Here is a 19,027-nt window from a genome sequence, read left to right as displayed (position 1 = left end):
ATCCGCTGGGTCGACTGGCGGGAGAAGCGGCCATCAAGGCCCCTCCCCCGTGACTGGCAGCGTGGGCACGGCCGTGACGGCGCCTGCCGTCACTTATACCAGAGCCAGACCAGCGCGATCAGCAGCAGGCCAGCCAGGACGATCGGTGCGATAAAGTCCCCCAGGCTCTGCGCTGTCTCCCCGTGGGACACAATCATGCCGGCCGCCAGGCCCATGAAGGCAAGGAAGGCGAACAAGGTGATCGTCTTGAGGGTGTAGCGGACCAGGGTCCGAACTGCCGTTGTCATGTTAGCTCTCCTGCGTAGCCGGGCCTGATGCTGGCAGGAGCCAGAGTGCAGGCCCTTGGTAGTAATGGTGTTCTTGTTTGGTTGCTCTGATATAGCGTGGCCGATGGAATGTCGCCATGCCAACCCCCTCCTCGCAGCTGACGCCAGTGCAGGCCACGCCTGACATGCATGCGCGCCCCACTGCTATCCCCTCACCTCTCCGACTGTGTCATGATGACTCCCCCATTTCCCAGGCCACGGTCGACTCAACCACATGGCTCTCAAGGCAACGATTCACAAGGTCCAGCTGCAGATCGCCGACATGGACCGGCACTACTATGCGGATCATGCCCTGACCGTGGCGAGACACCCCTCGGAGACCGACGAACGCATGATGGTCAGGCTGCTGGCCTTCGCCCTGAACGCCGACGAGACCCTGGCCTTCGGGCGGGGCGTGAGCACCGAGAACGAGCCCGACCTCTGGCGCCAGGACCTGACCGGCGACCTCGCGCTCTGGGTCCAGCTGGGCCAGCCCGACGAAAAGGCCATTCGCCGCGCCTGCGGGCGAGCCGACCGGGTGGCCCTCTACACCTACAGCGGCCAGGGCGCCGCGATCTGGTGGGAGCAGATCTCCGGCAAGCTCGCCACCCTCGACAACCTCAGGGTGGTCGACATCTCCCCGGCTTCCGTGGCGGCGCTGGGCGACCTGGCGGCGAGGAGCATGACGCTGAGCTGCACGATCGAGGATGGCGGGGTCTGGATGACCCACCCCGACCGGGGGGCTGTCGAGGTGGCACTCGAGGTGCTCAAGGAGATGCGCACCGGTTGACCCGTCGAAAGGCCGCGGGGCGACGGCTCAGTAGAGCCTCAGCCCCACGCGGGAGACCTTGTTGCCGTCCATCTCGCTGACCACCCAGTGGATGCCGTGCCAGTCCACGTCGTCGCCCACCACCGGGTGTCCCCCGACCCTCAGCGAGACGAACTCGGCCAGCGTCATGTCCCGCTCGCCGGGACTCAGGGTCAGGCCATAGGCATCGGCGATGTCGCGCATCTGTGCCTCCCCGTCGAAGGTGAAGGTCCCGAAGAAGGCCCGCTCGCGCTTGAGCTTGGCATCGCCGTTGAACAGGCGGTTGAGCGCCGGCAGGTCATCGGTGCGCCCGATCACGCAGATCACGTCACCCAGGCGCAGCCGGGTGCTGCCCTTGGGGTGCAGCATGGCGTGCTCGCGGAAGAGCGCCGAGATCAGCGCCCCCGAGGGAAAGCGCAGCAGCCGGATCGGCACGTCCTCGAGGTCGGCGTTCTCGACCTCGTAGACGAACATCTCGTAGTCGTTCTCGGGCAGGATGCCCAGTGGCCCACGACGGTTGGGCGTGACGGTGGGAGGCAACTCGACCTTCATGCGGCGCGCCATCCACGGCAGGGTGCCCCCCTGGATCAGCAGCGACAGCAGCACCACCGCGAAGGCCACGTTGAAGTAGAGCGAGGCATTCTCCACCCCGCCGATCACCGGGAAGATCGCCAGCACGATGGGCACCGCCCCGCGCAGGCCCACCCAGGCGATGAAGCCGATCTCCCGCCAGCGGAACTTGAAGAAGGGCTTGACGGCGATCAGCACCGCCAGCGGCCTGGCAACGAAGATCAGCGCCAGGGCCACCAGCAGCGCCGGCAGCGCGTAATCCAGCATCTCGCTGGGGGTGACCAGCAGGCCCAGCACCAGGAAGAGGCCGATCTGGGAGAGCCAGGCCAGGCCGTCGTGGACCGGCAGGATGAAGTTGAGGTGGCGCCCGGGCCGGTTGCCGATCATCAGGCCGGCCAGGTAGATGGCCAGGAAGCCACTGCCGCCCAGGGCGCTGGTCAGGCCGAAGACGCAGAACCCCAGGCCCAGGGCCAGCAGCGAATAGAGGCCCGGGGCCAGGTCCAGCCAGCTCAGCAGGCGCGCGCTCAGCCAGCCGATGCCCAGGCCGATGACGATGCCCAGGCCGAATTGCTGGACGAGGAACAGCAGGGTCTCGCCTACCCCGCCGATCTCGCCGACCAGCACTTCCACCAGCATCAGGGTGAGGAAGATCGCCATGGGATCGTTGGTCCCGGACTCGATCTCCAGCGTCGCCCCGACCCGCTCGTTGAGATTGACGCCTCGGCCGCTGAGCATGGAGAACACCGCGGCGGCGTCGGTGGACCCCACGATGGCCCCCACCAGCAGGCCCTGCACCAGGCTCAGGTCGAACACCCACATGGCGAACACGCCCACCAGCGAGCCGGTGATGAAGACCCCCAGCGTGGCCAGGGAGAGCGCCGGCCGGAAGCCGACGCGGAAGGTCTTGAGGCGCGTGCGCAGACCGCCATCGAGCAGGATCATGGCGAGCGCCAGGTGGCCGATCACGAACGCCAGCGAATAGTCGTCGAACTGGATGCCCAGCAGGCCCTCCTCCCCGGCCAGCATGCCAAGGCCCAGGAAGATCAGCAGCAGGGGGACCCCGGCCATCGAGGAGAGGCGGCTGGCGAGAATGCTCAGGGCCAGCAGGAAGCCGCTGAGCAGGAAGAGGCTGTTGATCGAATCCATGGCATCCTGCCTCGGCTGCGAGAGAGCGGATTATCGCATGCCCCGCCCGGCACGGCGATTTCCGTTTGTGGTCATGGCTGGTCGCGGCCCGTGGGCAGCGGTTAAGCTTGCGCGGCACCCAGGCAAGCCCGGACAGCGCGCATGGCAGGAGTCCCGTTTCGATGACCAGATCCGTTTTTCGGCGGCCTCGCCGCTGGCGCCTGCTGCTGTCGGCTGTCGCCCTGCTGTCGGCGCTGCCCGCCGCGGCCGACCCGCCGGCCGGCGCCGTCGAAGCGCCGCCGGGCTACCCGCCGCTGGGCACCGAGGTGATGGTGCCGGACCTCGAGTCCCTGGCCGACCAGGCGGCAAGGGCCGCCGCCGAGGCCGCGGCCTGGGCAGAGACCCGGCGTCGCTACCGGGAGGCACCGACCGGGCCCAGCGTCGACACGCCCTCGCGCCCCAGCGTCCCCGCCATCGCCCTGCGCCCGGCGGAACCGATCGAACCACCGCCGGTCACCCCGCTCAGGATCATGCTGGACGGCTACCCGAGCCCTCGCCATGCCGCCCTGCTCGTGGCCCGGGAGAGGCGCCTGTTTGCCAGTCGCGGACTGGCGGTAACCCTCGCCACCCCGGCCGACCCGGACGTGCCCAGCAAGCTGCTGGCAGCGTCACGCATCGACCTGGCGGTAGGCCGCCAGCCCCTGCTGCACCTCCAGGTGGACCGCGGGCTGCCGTTGGTCCGTGTCGCCACGCTGGTCGCCATGCCCTTGAGCGCCCTGGTAGTCCCCGAGGACGGGAGGATCGAGACGCCGGCCCAGCTGGCCGGCTCGCGCATCGGCCATGCCGATGTCGACAGCCGTGACGTGCTGCTGGCGGCGCTCAAGCGCGGCGCGGCGATCCGCGATGACGAGGTGGAGACCGAGGCGCTGCACTTCCGGCTCGGCGATGCCCTGCGCGAGGGCCGCGTGGATGGCGTGATCGGCGCCATGCGCCACCAGCTGCCCCGACAGCTCGCCGACGAGGGACTGGCCACCCGGGTGCTGCGCATCGAGGAGCTGGGCATCCCGCTCCATGATGGCCTGGTGCTGCTCGCCAACCGCGATCACCTGGCGCCGCAGCGGGATGCGATCCGCCGCCTGGTGGCGGCGCTCGAGGAGGCCACGGCCTGGATCGCCAACCATCCGGAGGAGGCCTGGTCGCTGATGGCGAATGCCGAGCCGGCCCTGGACACCCCGGTCAACCGTGAAGCCTGGGAGATGGTCCGCTCGCGCCTCAGCCTCAGCCCCGCGGCCCTGGACCAGGGCCGCTACCGCCGCTTCGAGGAGTACCTCTTCGAGGCGGGACTTATCCGGGAGCGACACCCGGTCTCGCGACTGGCCATCGATCCCGGGGCAGTGCCTCGCTGACCCGCTACCCGTTCTGACCTGCCACCCGCTCGAGGAAGGCATTGACCGCCGCTTGGAAGGCCTTGGGCTGCTCGGCGTGCAGCCAGTGGCCCGCCTCCAGGGTCTCGACCTCGGCTCGCAGCAGCACCTTGCGCAGCGCCGGCAGCATCTCGTCGGTCACATAGCGCGAACGGGCGCCGCGCAGCACCAGGGTCGGTCCCTCGAAGGCGCCCTCTCCCGCCGGCTCCCCCATGATCGTCTCGTAGTCCTCCTGGATCTCGTCGAGGCCGATGCGCAGGCGCAGGATGCCCTCGTCGTCGCGCTCCAGGTTGGTGGCCAGGAAGAGGCGCACGGCGGACTCCTCGACATGTTCGGCGAGCAGCGCGTCGGCCTCGCGGCGATTGGTGGGCCGGCCCGCCTCCACGCGGCGCAGGGCGGCGAACACGCTGTCGTGGTCATGGCCGTAGGCGATCGGGGCGATGTCGGCGACAACCAGCGAGGCCACGCGGGCCGGCGCCAGCCGGGCCAGGCTGATCACCACCTTGCCGCCCATGGAGTGTCCCAGCAGGTGGGCACTTGCCACGCCGAGCCGGTCCAGCAGGGCGAGCAGGTCCTCGGCCATGGCGTCGTAGCCCATCCCCGTCGCATGCGGCGATCGGCCATGGTTGCGCAGGTCGACGGCAATCACCCGATGCCGGCGCTGCCACTGCTTGAGGTGGGAGCGCCAGTTGTCGGCGCTGCCAAGCAGGCCGTGGACGACCACCAGCGGGGTGGCGTCGCCCCCGGTGTCGATATAGTGGAGTTCGATGGGCATCACAGTCTCCTCGGCTGGGGGTAGGGTCAGGTGCGGGCGCGTGCCTGGGCGGGCGTCAGGTCGGCGCTGCCCGTCACGGCGACCAGGCGGCGGCTTAGCCAGGCCAGCAGCACGCCGTAGAGGGGCAGGAAGAACGCCAGGCTGATGCCGAGCTTGATCACGTAGTCGACCCAGGCGATCTCCGGCCAGTTGGCGGCCATGAAGGGGTCGGGACTCGCATGGAAGGCGATGGAGAAGAAGGCGAAGGTATCGGCCAGGTTGCCGAGCACCGTGGAGACGGCCGGCGCCACCCACCAGGCCTTCAGGGCGCGCAGGCGATCGAAGACCTGCACGTCCAGCAGCTGGCCCAGCACGTAGGCCATGAAGCTTGCCAGCGCGATCCGCGCCACGAAGAGGTTCCACTCGCCCAGCCCCGCAAGCCCGGCAAAGTCGCCGCGCGGAAAGACCACCGAGACCACATAGGAGATCACCAGCGCCGGCAGCATGACCCTCAGCACGATGGCGCGCGCCGGCTCCTTGCCGAACAGGCGCACGGTGAGGTCGGTGGCCAGGAAGATGAAGGGGAAGCTGAAGGCGCCCCAGGTGGTATGGAACCCGAACAGGGTGAAGGGCAGCTGGACCAGGTAGTTGCTGGCGGCGATGACCAGGATATGGAAGGCGACCAGCAGCGCCAGGCAGCGCCGGGTCTGGGCAGCGGAAAGCACGAACATCACGGCATCCTTTTTTGGGGAGGGGTGAGGGAACCCTCGTGGCACGTCACTCGCCCGCGGCGAGTCGGGGGCGCGCATTATACGACCTGCGCGGCGCACTGGCCATGGACGCGCCCTGCCCACATGACGACGCCGCCCATGATGGGCGGCGTCGAGGGGAGGCAGAACCAGGCGTGTCAGACCTGACGGGCCTCGTGGGCAGTACCCACCGAGCGCTCCTTCATGGCCTCGTGCACGTCCTGCAGGCTCGCCGGGTCGTCGATGGTCGAGGGCACGCCGAACTCCTTGCCGTCGGCGATGTTGCGCAGCAGCTTGCGCAGGATCTTGCCGGAACGGGTCTTGGGCAGGCGGTCGACCACCAGCACCTGCTTGAAGCAGGCGATGGGGCCGATCTTCTCGCGCACCAGGGCGATCAGCTCCTCCTCGAGGTCCGCCTCGCGGCCCTCGAAGCCGTCCTTGGGAATCACCAGCCCCACCGGCAGCTGGCCCTTGAGGGCATCATGGATGCCGATCACCGCGCATTCGGCCACGGCGGGATGGGCGCCGACGACCTCTTCCATCTCGCCGGTGGAGAGGCGATGGCCGGCAATATTGATGACATCATCGGTGCGCCCCATGATGAACAGGTAGCCATCCTCGTCGAAGAAGCCACCGTCACCGGTCAGGTAGTAGCCGGGGAAGGCCGCCATGTAGGCGCTGTGGAAGCGCTGCGGGTCACCCCAGACGCCGGTCAGGCAGCCAGGCGGCATCGGCTGCTTGATCACCACGCTGCCCTGCTCCATGGGGCCGACCGGCTCCCCCTCGCGATCCAGGATCTGGACGTTGAAACCGGGCACCGGCACCGTCGCGCTCCCGGCCTTGGTGGGCATCGGATCCAGGCCCTGGAGGTTGGCGGCGATCGGCCAACCGGTCTCGGTCTGCCACCAGTGGTCGATCACCGGCACGTCCATCAGGTCATCCAGCCAGTGGAAGGTCGGCGGGTCCAGCCTCTCGCCGGCCAGGAACAGCGCCTTGAGACAGGAGAGGTCGTACTGGGCCATCAGCTTGGCGTCCGGGTCTTCCTTCTTCATGGCTCGGAAGGCCGTGGGGGCGGTGAAGAAGCTCTTGACCCGGTACTCGCTGATCAGCCGCCAGAAGGCCCCGGCATCCGGGGTCTTCACTGGCTTGCCCTCGTAGACCACGGTGGTGCAACCGCGCAGCAGGGGGGCATAGACGATGTAGGAGTGGCCGACCACCCAGCCCACGTCAGAGGCCGAGAAGAAGACGTCCCCGGGATCCACGTCGTAGATGGTATCCATGGAGTAGCTCAGGGCCACGGCATAGCCCCCGGTATCCCGCACGACCCCCTTGGGCTTGCCGGTGGTGCCGGAGGTGTAGAGGACATACAGCGGATCACTGCCCTTGACCGCTACGCAGTCGGCAGGCTCGGCCGTCGAGACCAGGGCTGCCCAGTCGTGATCGATCGCCCCCAGCTCGGCGTGATGTTGCTCGCGCTGGAACACCACGCAGGCATCGGGCTTGTGGGCGCTCTGCTCGATGGCCTCGTCGATGATCGGCTTGTAGGGCAGTACCTTGCTGCCCTCGATCCCACAGGAGGCGGCAACCACGACTTTCGGAGCGGCGTCCTCGATGCGCACGGCCAGCTCGTGGGGGGCGAAGCCCCCGAACACCACCGAGTGCACGGCGCCCAGGCGCGCGCAGGCGTACATGGCGACCAGCGCCTCGGGCACCATGGGCATGTAGATCACCACCCGGTCGCCCTTCTCCACACCCAGTCCCTTCAGGGCCCCGGCAAAGCTCGCCACCTGGTCGCGCATCTCGGCGAAGGTGAGGGTCCGCTTGCTGTCGGTGACCGGGGAATCCCAGAAGATGGCCGGCTGGTCGCCGCGCCCCTGCTCGACATGGTGATCGAGGGCGGCATGGCAGATGTTGAGCTCGCCATCCACGAACCAGCGGGCATGGCCCGCCTCGTCGTATTCGAGAATGGTGGTGGGCGGGGTGAACCAGGGAATGCGCCTGGCCTGTTCGGCCCAGAAGGCCTCGGGGTGATCAATGGAGCGGCGGAACTCGTCTTGGTACATGCTCATCTGCATCCTGTCAGCAATCGAAGGGGCGTTGATTGTTGACACTCTAGAGCAACTTCACGGCCATAACCTCATACCATCGGCTAACCTTCGACAAAAGTGCAAGGCATCCCGGCGACCATTGTCGACAACAAGACGCGCGTGAGCACGGTTTCGGCATTGACCCAGCGTTGACTCGGCGACAGGCGCCAAGCTGGACTATTATTGAGGATAAGCTGAATCAGGATGTGCCAGAGCAACGGACACCACCCGCGCCAGGCGGGATCACGGGAAGGCCTTCAACAGTGCAGGCGACCGGCCATCGGGATGCCGGACCTGCCCGGCAGGGGACAGATCATGGGCAATACCAGCGGCGCTGCAGCACGCCTCCTGGAAGGCGGCTCAGCGGTCATCGACGAGGCCAGCGCCCTGCTCAAGGCGATGGCCAACGACAATCGTCTGCGGATACTCTGCCTGCTCGATGGCACCGAACTCTCGGTGACCGAGCTCAACCAGCGTCTCTCGCTCAGCCAGTCGGCGCTCTCCCAGCACCTGGCGATCCTGCGTCGAGAGAACCTGGTCAGCACCCGCCGGGAATCCCAGACCATCTACTACTCCCTGCATGGCAAGCGCGCGAGAACCCTGATCGAGGCCCTCGGCAGCCTGGAACTCGGCGGCAGGCCCTAGTGGCTGATCAGCGCTTCTGCCAGCGCCCGGCATCGAGCATCTCGAGCCCGCGCTCGATGCTCTGCTCGACGCCCCACGAGACCGCCATGCCCAGGCGGTCGCCGAGCTTGTGCTTCTGCTCCAGCTTCAGGCTGATCACCCGCGCCTGCTGCATGCGCTCGACCAGGTAGGCCTCGCTGGTGCCCAGGGCATCCACCAGGCCCCGCGTCAGGGCATCGCTGCCATACCAGATCTCGCCGGTGGCCACCGCCTCGATGTCGAGCCCCGGACGCCGCTCGGCCACATGGCGCTTGAAGAGCTCGTGGGTGGTCTCGAGGTCCTCGAGGAACTTCTCGCGGCCCTCCTCGGTATTCTCGCCGAAGACCGTGAGGGTCCGCTTGTAGCGTCCTGCCGTGAGCAGCTCCACGTCGATGTCGTGGCGCTTGAGCAGGCGGTGCAGGTTGGGAAGCTGGGCGACCACCCCGATGGAACCGATCACCGCGAAAGGGGCGGCACGCAGCCGGTCGGCCGCACAGGCCATCAGGTAACCGCCGCTGGCGGCCACCTTGTCGACGCACACCGTGGTGGTCAGACCCGCTTCGCGCAGGCGATCCAGCTCGGCCGCCGCCAGGCCGTAGCCATGCACCAGGCCTCCGGCCGACTCCAGGCGGATCACCACCTCGTCCCCTTCGCCGGCCACCGCCAGCACCGCCGAGACCTCCTCGGCGAGCTGCCCTGTGCCGCTGGCCCGGATGTCGCCATGGAAGTCGAGCACCCAGACCGTCGGCGAGGCCTCCCCTTCCCCCTTGCGACCGCGACGGTCCTGTGCCTTGTCATCGCGCCGGAAGGCCTTGACCAGCCGCTTGCGAGCCCCCGGCTGGCTGGCGGCCAGCTGCATTCGCCTGCGGCGGGAGCGGCGCGTGCCATTCAGTTCCTCGAGCCGCAGTCGACTGCGCTCCCCGGTCTCGCCACGAACCCGCAGGACCACCGCCACGGCCAGGCCACCGACCACCACCAGGGTCAACAGCTGCGCCACGAACATGCCGAATTCCGTCAGCCACTCGTTCACTGCCATCTCCTTTACACTCGCTGTCCCGACATCCTGCCCGCGGCCCGACTGGCGGCACAAGGGCGCTTGATTCAAACAATCGTTTCAAATACGCTCTGACACCGGACACCCTAGCGAGCAAGGACCCCCATGTCAGACGCCACCATCGACAAGCTGCAGCGCCGCTTCGACCCCGAGGCCGCCAGCGGCATGCAGGAAGTCTTCCAGTTCCACTTCTCCGATGCCGGCGACCATTACCTGGTCGTGGACGACGGTACCCTGGAGGTCCACGAGGGCGAACACGACGATCCCTCGGTCAGCCTGAGCATGAGCAGCGAGACCCTTAAGGGCGTGATGAATGGCGAGATCAACGGCGTGAGCGCCTTCATGACCGGTAAGCTCAAGGCCACCGGCAATGTCATGCTGGCCACGCAGCTGACCCGGCTGTTTCCCGGCCACTGAGCGACTGCTGGCCGGCCCGCTTCTGGCCGAGTCCACCTCCTAGCCCCGGGGCCCGACCTCCCGGAGGTGGGTCTCGATCAGCGCCCGGGAGATGGAGTAGAGCGGTGGCAGCTGGGGCAGTCGCCGCGGGCTGAACCAGGCCGCATCGGCGATCTCGACGCCGTCGATGCGGATTCGCCGGCTGGCCGCCTCGGCGAAGAACCCCAGCATCAGCGAGTGGGGGAAGGGCCAGGCCTGGCTCCTGAAGTAGCTGACGCGGCCCACGCTGAGGCCCACCTCCTCGAAGATCTCGCGACGCACGGCCTCCTCCGCCGCCTCGCCCGGCTCGATGAAGCCGGCCAGGGTCGAGTAGCGCCCGGGCGGGAAACGCGGGCTGCGGGCCAGCAGCAGCGACTCCCCATGGGTGACCAGGGTGATGATGCAGGGCGAGATGCGCGGGTAGTTGCGATGGCCGCACTGCGCGCAATGCATGGCGAACTCGGCGTCGAGCCGCCGCGCCGGCGCACCGCAGCGGCCGCAGAAGCGGTGGTTGTCGAGCCAGGCCGCCACCTGCAGGGCCGTGGAGAGCAGCGGGAACCAGGACTCCGGCAGCCGGGCCAGCCAGGCACGGGCGTCGGGCCACTCCTCCCCGGGCCGGTCCTCCATCGCGAGCGCCACCGGCTCCTCCTGCCACCAGCAAAGCGGCTGCATCCGCTCATCCCAGGGCTGGAACGCCTGCAGCGGGCCCTCGTCGACACCGGGCGCGATGCGCCCCCCGGCCAGGCGAATGACCCTTCCGGCCGACTCCTCGCTGGGCAGCTCCCGCCGCAGCATCAGGGTGACGCCTCACCGCCCGGCAGCCCGGGGTGGGCATCCCAGCGACACTCGCCGGCCGCCTCGCGGATACGTTCCAGCTTGGCCCTGTGGGCCGCCAGTTCCGCCTCGTCGGGCGGCACCACCCGCAGCTGTCCCGGGGAGAGGGAGAGTCGGTGGATGGCCAGCCCCTGGGACTCGCCGGTGCGCCCTTCCGCGCTCGCCGAGGCATCCAGCGAGAGCAGGGTCTGCCCCCCGGTCATGGCCAGGTAGACGTCGGCGAGGATCTCGGCGTCGAGCAGGGCCCCGTGCAGGACGCGGTGCCCGTTGTCGATCTCGTAGCGCTTGCACAGGGCATCCAGGCTGTTGCGCTGGCCGGGGTGCTTGTCGCGCGCCAGGGTCAGGGTGTCGAGGATCCGGCAGTGGTCGGCCACCGGCCCGAGCCGTGGCTCGCCGCGGCGCGCGTTGAGCATGCCGAGCTCATGGTCGATGAAGCCCACGTCGAAGGGGGCATTGTGGATCACCAGCTCGGCCCCCTCAATGAAGGCCCAGAAGGCATCGGCGATCTCGGCGAAGACCGGCTCCCCGGCCACCCGTTCGTCGGTGATGCCGTGCACGCTCACCGCCTCGGCCTCGATGTCCCGCTCGGGATTGATGTACTGGTGATAGCGGTTGCCGGTGAGGCGGCGGTTGACCATCTCCACCGCCCCGATCTCGATCAGGCGATGGCCATCACGGGGGTCGATGCCGGTGGTCTCGGTATCCAGGATGATCTGACGCATGGGGATCTCTCGTCGGCTCTCAGGGAAGGCGGGGCGTCAGGCGCGGGCCCGGTGCTCGTCGATGGCCGCGTTGGCCAGCTCGTCGGCCCGCTCGTTGCCGGGATGGCCACTGTGCCCCTTGACCCAGTGCCACTCGATCCGATGGCGATGGGTCTCCTCGTGGAGTTCGCGCCACAGCTCGGCGTTCTTGACCGGCTGGCGGGACGCGGTCTTCCAGCCACGCTTTATCCAGTTGTGGATCCACTCGGTGATGCCCTTGCGCAGGTACTCGGAGTCGGTCCACAGCGCCACCCGGCAGGGACGCTTGAGCTCGCGCAGCGCCATGATCGCCGCCATCAGCTCCATGCGGTTGTTGGTGGTCACCGCCTCGTAGCCCTTGAGCGCCTTCTCGTGGTGACCACTCACCAGCAGGGCCCCCCACCCTCCGGGGCCAGGGTTGCCGCGGCAGGCCCCGTCGGTATAGATCGTCACTGTCTGGGGGGGCTCGGCGTGGTGTCTGTCAGTCACCCTGGCGGTTCCTTTCCGGTTGTGGCCCGACGCGCGTGGCGCTGCCCAGCGCCGGCCCGACCAGGGGGCGGGCCAGCTCGAAGCGCGAGCGCTGCGACTGGGCGAGCTGCGCCCGGCGGCGGGCATGGATCATGTAGCTGTCGCCGAGCGGCAGGTTGTGGCGCCGCCCGAGGGTCTCCAGCATGGCATTGCGCGGCTGGCTGCCGGGCAGATGGAAGCCGCAATAGTCTACCCGCTCGATCTCGAAGTCGACAAACGCCAGCCAGTCGCCAAGCCGCCCGGGAGAGCGCCAGTGGCCTCGCCAGGGCATGCGACGTCGCCTGCCCGGCCAGGCCCGCGAGAGCCCGCCGGCGCTCAGCGGGCACCAGCCGAAGATGATCAGTCGCCCAGTGTCGGCGGTGACGCGGGCCGCCTCCTGCAGCATGTGGTGGGGTTCGTCCACCACCTCCAGCAGGTGGTGGACCACCACCAGGCTCAGGCTGTCATCGGGAAGCGGCAAGGCCTCCGGCGGGCACACCAGGGTCGAGTCGTGGTCGGCCATCTCGCGGCTCGGCGACCAGCCCAGGGCATGGCGGATCGGGCAGATGTCGCTGAGCACCGGGGCCATGCCCAGCTCCAGGCTGTGGCGCCCGACCAGGCGTTCGCAGACCGGTCCCAGGCAGGCGCGCTCGGCCCGCCACAGCGCCTGGCCCGCCGGTGACGCCCAGTAACGCCGCCCCTCCCGGACCAGCCGCGCCAGGGCATGGGGATCCCGCGAGTTTGACATAGTGCCGTTTTCCCTCCACAGTGCCGGGTTTTGTAAACCATATCGCAACGAATCGCGGCAGCGTCTGGCAACGCCTCCGTCAAGGACCCCGAGCCCATGTTGAGCGTGACACCGATACCCGCCTTTAGCGACAACTATATCTGGCTGCTGCGCCAGGACACGAGCCAGGCAGTCTGCGTGGTGGACCCCGGCGATGCAACGCCGGTGATCGAGTGGCTGGAGCGCGAGGGACTGGAGCTGGGTACCGTGCTGATCACCCACCACCATCACGATCACACCGGTGGCCTGGCGGAACTGATCAAGCGCTACTCGCCGCGGGTGATCGGCCCCGCCAATCCCGAGATCGAAGGCATCGACGAGCGGGTCGGCGACGGCGACGAGGTGCGGGTGATGGGCCGGCTGTTCGAGGTGCTCGCCCTGCCCGGCCACACCCTGGATCATATCGGCTTCTTCACGCCGGGCATCCCGCCGCTGCTGTTCAGTGGCGACGTGCTGTTCAGTGCCGGCTGCGGCCGGCTCTTCGAGGGCACCCCGGCACAGATGCATGAGTCGCTGTCGCGCCTCGAGTCCCTGCCGGAAGACACCCTGGTGTTCGCCGCCCACGAGTACACGCTGGCCAACCTGGCGTTCGCCCGCGCCGCCGACCCGGACAATGCCGATGTCGAGGCCGCCGAGGCGGAGTGCCAGCGGGCCCGTGAGCTCGACCGCCCCACCCTGCCCACCACGCTGGGCCGCGAACGCCGGATCAATCCCTTCCTGCGCTGCGCCTCGGCCGGCGTGCGCCAGGCCGCATCTGCGCATGGCGACGCCGACAGCGACCTCTCGACCTTCACCACGCTTCGCGCCTGGAAGGATGGCTTCTGAACACGCCGTTGATGGATGACAACCGGCCTGCCCGTGGCGGCAGGCCTTCGCATGACCAGGAGATCACCTTTCGATGACCTACCACACGACACGTCGACGGATCCTGGGCTTCACCAGCTGTCTCGCGCTGATGGGTTCACTGATGGCCACCACCGGCAACAGCCAGGCCTCACCGACGCCCCAGCGCGCCTTCAAGGACGATTCGGCCAGCCACAAGGCCCAGCCCGCCACGCTCCCTGCCAACCAGACGTTCTGGGATGCCCTGGCCCTCGAGCCCAGGGATGCCTGGTCGCGCCTCGCCGAGGGCTTCCAGTGGCAGGAGGACGTCGAGCAGGCACGCGTGCAGCACTGGATCGACCACTACCGCCAGAGCCCTCACAACATCGTCGAGATCACCGAGCGCGCCAAGCCCTGGCTCGCCTGGATCACCGAGCGGGTGGAGGAGCGCGGCCTGCCCGGCGAGATCGCCCTGATCCCCTTCATCGAGAGCTCCTTCGACCCCACCGCGCGCAGCCATCGCGGGGCGGCAGGCCTCTGGCAGTTCATGCCAGGCACCGGCCATGCCCTGGGGCTGCGCCGCGGCGGCGGCTACGATGGCCGCCTGGATGTGGGGCGCTCCACCCATGCGGCCCTGGACTACATCGAGATGCAGGCCGAGCAGTGGTACGAGGGTGACATCGAGCTCTCCCTGGCGGCCTACAATGCCGGCGCCGGCACCGTGAACCGTGCCCGCAGCGCCGCGCTCTCCCGCGGCAAGGACGGCAGCTACTGGGACCTCAAGCTGCCACGGGAGACCATGGCCTATGTGCCCAAGCTGATCGCCATCTCGGCGATCATCGCCGAGCCGGAACGCTACGACGTCGAGCTGCCCCGCATCGAGGCCGCGCCGGCCGTCGCCGAGGTCCCGGTGACACGCCCGGTGGACCTCGGCGAGGCGGCTCGCCTGGCGGGGGTCTCCCGCGCGGCCCTGGCCGATCTCAACCCCGGACTGCTCGGTAACCGGGCCGACCCCCGCCACGTCAAGCGGCTGCTGGTCCCCGCCGACAGCGCCGAGCGGCTGGTGGCCAGGCTCAGTGGCAACGCCACGCGACGCGCAGCCGCCGGCGACGACGTCTACGTGGTCCGCCGCGGGGACAGCCTCTCGGCCATCGCCTCCCGCCATGCCGTGGCGCTGGCCGATCTGGCCCGCTGGAACGGCATCGAGCGGCCCGAAGCTTTACAACCGGGGCAACAGCTGACACTTTCCGGTAGTTGATGTCAGGGGCCACGGCCCCGCCTGCTACAAGGAACCTGATCGATGCGACACGCTGCCCCTGGCCTGGGCCTGCTGCTGGGCACGCTGCTCGGTGGACCGGCCCTGGCGGCCGAACCGACCGAGGTGCCGACCGTCCACGGCCTGGCCCTCTATGGCGATCCCGCGTTGCCGGCGGACTTCACGCACTTCCCCCACGCGAACCCCGACGCCCCGACGGGGGGCAGCCTGGTGCGCTCGGCCATCGGCAGCTTCGACTCCACCAACCCCTTCATCATCCGCGGCACCCCGGCCACCGGCCTGACCGAGATCTACGACACCCTGCTGACCCAGAACCCCGACGAGCCCTTCTCGATGTATGGCCTGATCGCCGAAGGGGTGCGGCTGGATCCCGAGCGGCAATGGATCGAGTTCGACCTGCATCCCGAGGCGCGCTTCCATGACGGCGAGCCGGTGACCGCCGAGGACGTGGTGTTCAGCTTCGAGACCCTGACGGAGAAGGGCCAGCCCTTCTATGGCGCCTACTATGCCGACGTCGTGGGCATCCGGGCCGTGGACGAGGATACCGTCCACTTCGACCTCGCCGACAGCGAGTCCCGTGAGCTGCCGCTGATCATCGGGCAATTGCCGATCCTGCCGGCCCACTTCTGGCAGGACCGTGACTTCGAGGCCACCACCCGCGATGCCCTGCTGGGTTCCGGCCCCTACCGCATCGGCGAAGTGGCGCCGGGGCGGCGCATCGTCTTTGAGCGCGTCGACGACTACTGGGGAAGAGAGCTCCCGGTGAACCGGGGCCGCCACAACATGGAGCGGCTGGTCTTCGACTACTACCGCGACCAGACGGTGGCCCTCGAGGCCTTCAAGGCCGGCAACCTCGACATGCGCATCGAGACCAGCGCCCGCAACTGGGCCACCGCCTACGACTTTCCGGCCCTGGAAGAGGGATTCGTCGAGCGGCTCGAGGTGCCGGACGGCCAGCCCGCCGGCATGCAGGCCTACGTGATGAACCTGCGACGCGACAAGTTCCAGGACGTGCGCGTCCGCGAGGCCCTCAACCTGGCCTTCGATTTCGAATGGCTCAATCGCAACCTCTTCTACGGGGCCTACGAGCGTACCGAGAGCTACTTCGCCAATTCCGAGATGGCCGCCGAAGGCCTGCCGAGCGAGGCCGAACTGGCCCTGCTCGAGCCGCACCGCGAGACCCTGCCCGAGCGGGTCTTCGAGGAACCCCTGCCCGTCGAGCACCCCGACGAGATGCGTCCACGGCTCGCCAGGGCCCTGGAGCTGCTCAACGAGGCCGGCTATGTGGTTCGCGATGGCGTCATGACCCACCTCGATTCCGGCGCGCCGCTCACGGTGGAGGTCCTGCTCTTCGACACCCAGTTCGAGCGGGTCGTGCAGCCGCTGCTGCAGAACCTGGCCAAGATCGGCATCCAGGGGGATATCCGCATCGTCGACGTCAACCAGTACCTCAACCGGCTGCGCGGCTTCGACTTCGACATCATCGTCGGCAGCTTCCCCCAGTCGGCCAACCCCGGCAACGAGCAGCGCGACTTCTGGACCAGCGAATACGCCGAGGTGCCCCAGAGCCGCAACCTGATCGGGCTCAGCAACCCGGTGGTCGACGAGCTGGTCGACGACCTGATCACCGCCGACTCCCGGGAGGCACTGGATACCGCCGCCCGAGCCCTGGACCGGGTGCTGCGCTGGGGCTTCTACGTCATTCCCCAGTGGCACCTCGGGAAGACGCGCATCGCCCTGTGGGACAAGTTCGGCTGGCGGGAGCCCTTCCCCGAGTACACCCTGGACCTGGCTGCCTGGTGGGTGGACCCCGAGCGCGGCGCCGAGATCGAGGCCCGCCAGCGCAACCGCTGAAGGTGCATGACCGGCGGCCGCCTCACCGGCCGCCCTCATCCGTGGAGTAAGGATACGCCGTGGCCCGCTATGTACTGCGCCGCCTGCTGCTGATGATCCCCACCCTGCTGGGGATCATGTTGCTCAATTTCATCATCGTCCAGGCGGCGCCGGGCGGCCCCATCGACCAGATGCTGGCCCGCTTCGAGGGCCTCTCCAGCCAGGCGAGCACCCGCATGGAGGGTGGCGGCGGGGATGTTGCGTCGGGCGGCGAGTCGCGAGGCGCCCGGGGCATCCCCCCCGCCTTCATCGAGAAACTCGAGGCCCAATTCGGGTTCGACCAGCCCGCGCATGAGCGCTTTCTCGGCATGATCGTCGACTACGCCACCTTCGATTTCGGCGAGAGCTTCTTCCGCGACGAGCCAGTGACCAACCTGATGCTCGAGCGGCTACCCGTGTCGATCTCGCTGGGACTCTGGACCACGCTGGTGGTCTATCTGGTGTCGATCCCGCTGGGCATCCGCAAGGCCCTGCGACACGGCTCGCGCTTCGACGTCTGGAGTTCGGGGCTGGTGATCGTGGGCTATGCCATCCCCGGCTTCCTGTTCGCCATCCTGCTGATCGTGCTGTTCGCCGGCGGCAGCTACTGGGACCTCTTCCCGCTTCGCAGCCTCACCTCGCCGGACTTCGACGAGCTCTCCGCCTGGGGCAAGGTCAAGGACTACCTGTGGCACATCACCCTGCCGGTCATCGCCTCGGCGATCGGCAGCTTCGCGACCCTGACCATGCTGACCAAGAACAGCTTCCTCGACGAGGTGCACAAGCAGTACGTGCTCACCGCGCGTGCCAAGGGCGCCAGCGACCGACGGGTGCTCTACGGCCACGTCTTCCGCAATGCCATGCTGATCATCATCGCCGGGCTGCCGGCGGCCCTGGTCGGCATCTTCTTCACTGGCTCGCTGCTCATCGAGGTGATCTTCTCGCTCAACGGCCTGGGCCTCTTGGGCTTCGAGGCGGTGATGCAACGCGACTATCCGGTGATCTTCGGCACCCTCTACCTCTATACCCTGATCGGGCTGGTACTGAAGCTGATCTCCGACCTGACCTATGTGTGGGTGGACCCGCGCATCGACTTCGAGACACGGGAGTCCTGATCCGATGGCACTGCTCTCGCGCGAGCTCTCCCCCATCACCCGGCGACGCCTGGCGGTGTTCCGCGACAACCGACGGGCGCGGGTCTCGCTGTGGATCTTCGCGATCCTCTTCGTGATCAGCCTGGTGGCCGAGGTGATCGCCAACGACCGGCCGATTGTCATGCAGTACCAGGGCGCGTGGTACGTGCCGGTGCTGGTGGACTATCCGGATACCGAGTTCGGCGGCTTCCTGCCCAGCCCCGCCGACTACCGCGATCCCTTCGTGCGCGACGAGATCATGGCCAATGGCTGGATGCTCTGGCCGCCGATCCCCTTCTCCTACGAGACCCTGGACATGGCACTCGACCACCCCGCCCCGTCACCGCCCACCACGCGGCACTGGCTGGGCACCGACGACCAGGGCCGCGATGTCCTGGCCAGGGTGATCTATGGCTTTCGCCTCTCGGTGATCTTCGCGCTGGTGCTCACCGCGGGCTCGCTGGTGCTGGGAGTGCTGGCCGGTGGCATCCAGGGCTACTTCGGCGGCAAGGTGGACCTGATCGGCCAGCGCTTCACCGAGATCTGGTCGGGGCTGCCGATGCTCTTCCTGCTGATCATCCTCGCGAGCCTGGTGGAACCCAACCTCTGGTGGCTGCTGGGCATCATGCTGCTGTTCTCCTGGCTGGGGCTGGTCGACGTGGTGCGCGCCGAGTTCCTCCGCGCCCGCAACCTCGAGTACGTGCGCGCCGCTCGCGCCATGGGCCTGCCGTCGCGGCTGATCATGTGGCGCCATGTCCTGCCCAATGCCATGGTGGCGACCCTGACCTTCATCCCCTTCCTGTTCACCGGTGCCATCACCACGCTCACGGCCCTGGACTTCCTCGGTTTCGGCCTGCCCCCGGGCTCGCCGTCCCTGGGCGAGCTCGTCGCCCAGGGCAAGAACAACCTGCAGGCCCCCTGGCTTGGCATCACCGCCTTCGTCACCCTCTCGGTGATGCTCTCGCTGCTGGTGTTCATCGGCGAGGGGCTGCGCGATGCCTTCGACCCCCGGCATATCCAGCATGCCGCGAGCCCCACCCCGGCACCGAGCGAACCCTCGAGGAGCGGCCACGATGCGTGAG

Annotated in this window: 19 protein-coding genes; 9 read left to right on the top strand and 10 right to left on the bottom strand. The window is 68.4% G+C overall.

Features of this window, described 5'->3' with window-relative positions:
- Positions 1-89: 89 nt before the first annotated feature.
- Entirely contained in the window at positions 90-287 is a 198-nt protein-coding gene (locus DFP85_RS00975) for a hypothetical protein (RefSeq protein ID WP_133634046.1), read from the bottom strand.
- A 253-nt stretch (positions 288-540) separates the two neighbouring features.
- Between DFP85_RS00975 and DFP85_RS00970 the strand changes: the two genes are divergently transcribed.
- A complete protein-coding gene (locus DFP85_RS00970; protein ID WP_133634044.1) occupies positions 541-1,095 on the top strand; it encodes a YaeQ family protein in 555 nt (184 codons plus the stop codon).
- Positions 1,096-1,122: 27 nt separating this feature from the next.
- On the opposite strand, the gene DFP85_RS00965 is transcribed toward DFP85_RS00970, so the two are convergent.
- Complete coding sequence (locus tag DFP85_RS00965) at positions 1,123-2,829, bottom strand: potassium/proton antiporter (protein ID WP_133634042.1); 1,707 nt, start codon at positions 2,827-2,829, stop codon at positions 1,123-1,125.
- Between the two features lie 161 nt (positions 2,830-2,990).
- On the opposite strand from DFP85_RS00965, the gene DFP85_RS00960 reads away from it, so the two are divergent.
- Positions 2,991-4,214: an ABC transporter substrate-binding protein gene (locus tag DFP85_RS00960; RefSeq protein ID WP_133634040.1), complete on the top strand. Its 1,224-nt coding sequence runs from the start codon at positions 2,991-2,993 to the stop codon at positions 4,212-4,214.
- Between the two features lie 4 nt (positions 4,215-4,218).
- On the opposite strand, the gene DFP85_RS00955 is transcribed toward DFP85_RS00960, so the two are convergent.
- The 3 genes from DFP85_RS00955 to DFP85_RS00945 all read right to left on the bottom strand — a co-directional run bounded on the left by DFP85_RS00955 (position 4,219) and on the right by DFP85_RS00945 (position 7,804).
- Entirely contained in the window at positions 4,219-5,007 is a 789-nt protein-coding gene (locus DFP85_RS00955) for an alpha/beta fold hydrolase (RefSeq protein ID WP_133634039.1), read from the bottom strand.
- A gap of 26 nt (positions 5,008-5,033) precedes the next feature.
- Positions 5,034-5,717 carry a 7-cyano-7-deazaguanine/7-aminomethyl-7-deazaguanine transporter gene (locus DFP85_RS00950; protein WP_133634037.1) on the bottom strand — a complete coding sequence of 228 codons (684 nt, stop codon included), beginning with the start codon at positions 5,715-5,717 and terminating at the stop codon, positions 5,034-5,036.
- A gap of 176 nt (positions 5,718-5,893) precedes the next feature.
- A complete protein-coding gene (locus DFP85_RS00945; RefSeq protein ID WP_133634035.1) occupies positions 5,894-7,804 on the bottom strand; it encodes a propionyl-CoA synthetase in 1,911 nt (636 codons plus the stop codon).
- A 333-nt stretch (positions 7,805-8,137) separates the two neighbouring features.
- Here DFP85_RS00945 and DFP85_RS00940 point away from each other — a divergent pair, with 333 nt between their 5' ends.
- A complete protein-coding gene (locus DFP85_RS00940) occupies positions 8,138-8,467 on the top strand; it encodes an ArsR/SmtB family transcription factor (RefSeq protein WP_106231255.1) in 330 nt (109 codons plus the stop codon).
- A 7-nt stretch (positions 8,468-8,474) separates the two neighbouring features.
- On the opposite strand, the gene sohB is transcribed toward DFP85_RS00940, so the two are convergent.
- Entirely contained in the window at positions 8,475-9,515 is a 1,041-nt protein-coding gene (sohB, locus tag DFP85_RS00935; RefSeq protein WP_133634033.1) for a protease SohB, read from the bottom strand.
- A 129-nt stretch (positions 9,516-9,644) separates the two neighbouring features.
- Here sohB and DFP85_RS00930 point away from each other — a divergent pair, with 129 nt between their 5' ends.
- Positions 9,645-9,956 carry an SCP2 sterol-binding domain-containing protein gene (locus DFP85_RS00930; RefSeq protein ID WP_133634031.1) on the top strand — a complete coding sequence of 104 codons (312 nt, stop codon included), beginning with the start codon at positions 9,645-9,647 and terminating at the stop codon, positions 9,954-9,956.
- Between the two features lie 39 nt (positions 9,957-9,995).
- Here the strand turns inward: DFP85_RS00930 and nudC are convergent, their stop codons facing one another.
- From nudC to DFP85_RS00910, 4 genes are read right to left on the bottom strand one after another with little or no spacing between them, the layout of a single operon-like run.
- Complete coding sequence (nudC, locus tag DFP85_RS00925; protein WP_133634029.1) at positions 9,996-10,769, bottom strand: NAD(+) diphosphatase; 774 nt, start codon at positions 10,767-10,769, stop codon at positions 9,996-9,998.
- Complete coding sequence (gene dnaQ / locus DFP85_RS00920; RefSeq protein ID WP_133634027.1) at positions 10,769-11,530, bottom strand: DNA polymerase III subunit epsilon; 762 nt, start codon at positions 11,528-11,530, stop codon at positions 10,769-10,771. The genes nudC and dnaQ overlap by 1 nt, the downstream gene beginning before the upstream one ends.
- Before the next feature lie 36 nt (positions 11,531-11,566).
- Positions 11,567-12,037, bottom strand: coding sequence for a ribonuclease HI (rnhA, locus tag DFP85_RS00915; protein WP_243737170.1), 471 nt, complete (start codon positions 12,035-12,037; stop codon positions 11,567-11,569).
- Positions 12,030-12,803, bottom strand: a complete 774-nt coding sequence (locus tag DFP85_RS00910; RefSeq protein ID WP_243737169.1) for a methyltransferase domain-containing protein — start codon at positions 12,801-12,803, stop codon at positions 12,030-12,032. Before DFP85_RS00910 ends, rnhA begins: the two co-directional genes overlap by 8 nt.
- Before the next feature lie 96 nt (positions 12,804-12,899).
- On the opposite strand from DFP85_RS00910, the gene gloB reads away from it, so the two are divergent.
- The 5 genes from gloB to DFP85_RS00885 all read left to right on the top strand — a co-directional run bounded on the left by gloB (position 12,900) and on the right by DFP85_RS00885 (position 19,026).
- Entirely contained in the window at positions 12,900-13,667 is a 768-nt protein-coding gene (gene gloB / locus DFP85_RS00905; RefSeq protein WP_133634023.1) for a hydroxyacylglutathione hydrolase, read from the top strand.
- A gap of 73 nt (positions 13,668-13,740) precedes the next feature.
- Positions 13,741-14,922 carry a transglycosylase SLT domain-containing protein gene (locus tag DFP85_RS00900; RefSeq protein ID WP_133634021.1) on the top strand — a complete coding sequence of 394 codons (1,182 nt, stop codon included), beginning with the start codon at positions 13,741-13,743 and terminating at the stop codon, positions 14,920-14,922.
- Between the two features lie 42 nt (positions 14,923-14,964).
- A complete protein-coding gene (locus DFP85_RS00895; protein WP_133634019.1) occupies positions 14,965-16,794 on the top strand; it encodes an extracellular solute-binding protein in 1,830 nt (609 codons plus the stop codon).
- 59 nt (positions 16,795-16,853) lie between these two features.
- A complete protein-coding gene (locus DFP85_RS00890) occupies positions 16,854-17,927 on the top strand; it encodes a microcin C ABC transporter permease YejB (RefSeq protein ID WP_133634017.1) in 1,074 nt (357 codons plus the stop codon).
- 4 nt (positions 17,928-17,931) lie between these two features.
- Positions 17,932-19,026: an ABC transporter permease gene (locus tag DFP85_RS00885; RefSeq protein WP_133634015.1), complete on the top strand. Its 1,095-nt coding sequence runs from the start codon at positions 17,932-17,934 to the stop codon at positions 19,024-19,026.
- Position 19,027 lies beyond the last annotated feature (1 nt).

It is taken from the genome of Halomonas ventosae (genome assembly GCF_004363555.1).
Taxonomy (GTDB): Bacteria; Pseudomonadota; Gammaproteobacteria; order Pseudomonadales; family Halomonadaceae; genus Halomonas; species Halomonas ventosae.
The sequence above is the reverse complement of the archived record's forward strand: the minus strand, read 5'-3'. Positions and strand labels throughout refer to the sequence as shown.

Coding starts and splice junctions, on each gene's coding strand:
- DFP85_RS00975 (WP_133634046.1), bottom strand. CDS start 287: ATGACAACGGCAGTTCGGACCCTGGTCCGCTACACCCTCAAGACGATC.
- DFP85_RS00945 (WP_133634035.1), bottom strand. CDS start 7,804: ATGAGCATGTACCAAGACGAGTTCCGCCGCTCCATTGATCACCCCGAG.
- DFP85_RS00910 (WP_243737169.1), bottom strand. CDS start 12,803: ATGTCAAACTCGCGGGATCCCCATGCCCTGGCGCGGCTGGTCCGGGAG.
- nudC (WP_133634029.1), bottom strand. CDS start 10,769: ATGCTGCGGCGGGAGCTGCCCAGCGAGGAGTCGGCCGGAAGGGTCATT.
- DFP85_RS00900 (WP_133634021.1), top strand. CDS start 13,741: ATGACCTACCACACGACACGTCGACGGATCCTGGGCTTCACCAGCTGT.
- DFP85_RS00960 (WP_133634040.1), top strand. CDS start 2,991: ATGACCAGATCCGTTTTTCGGCGGCCTCGCCGCTGGCGCCTGCTGCTG.
- DFP85_RS00930 (WP_133634031.1), top strand. CDS start 9,645: ATGTCAGACGCCACCATCGACAAGCTGCAGCGCCGCTTCGACCCCGAG.
- DFP85_RS00885 (WP_133634015.1), top strand. CDS start 17,932: ATGGCACTGCTCTCGCGCGAGCTCTCCCCCATCACCCGGCGACGCCTG.
- DFP85_RS00895 (WP_133634019.1), top strand. CDS start 14,965: ATGCGACACGCTGCCCCTGGCCTGGGCCTGCTGCTGGGCACGCTGCTC.
- DFP85_RS00970 (WP_133634044.1), top strand. CDS start 541: ATGGCTCTCAAGGCAACGATTCACAAGGTCCAGCTGCAGATCGCCGAC.
- DFP85_RS00965 (WP_133634042.1), bottom strand. CDS start 2,829: ATGGATTCGATCAACAGCCTCTTCCTGCTCAGCGGCTTCCTGCTGGCC.
- dnaQ (WP_133634027.1), bottom strand. CDS start 11,530: ATGCGTCAGATCATCCTGGATACCGAGACCACCGGCATCGACCCCCGT.
- DFP85_RS00940 (WP_106231255.1), top strand. CDS start 8,138: ATGGGCAATACCAGCGGCGCTGCAGCACGCCTCCTGGAAGGCGGCTCA.
- DFP85_RS00950 (WP_133634037.1), bottom strand. CDS start 5,717: ATGTTCGTGCTTTCCGCTGCCCAGACCCGGCGCTGCCTGGCGCTGCTG.
- DFP85_RS00955 (WP_133634039.1), bottom strand. CDS start 5,007: ATGCCCATCGAACTCCACTATATCGACACCGGGGGCGACGCCACCCCG.
- gloB (WP_133634023.1), top strand. CDS start 12,900: ATGTTGAGCGTGACACCGATACCCGCCTTTAGCGACAACTATATCTGG.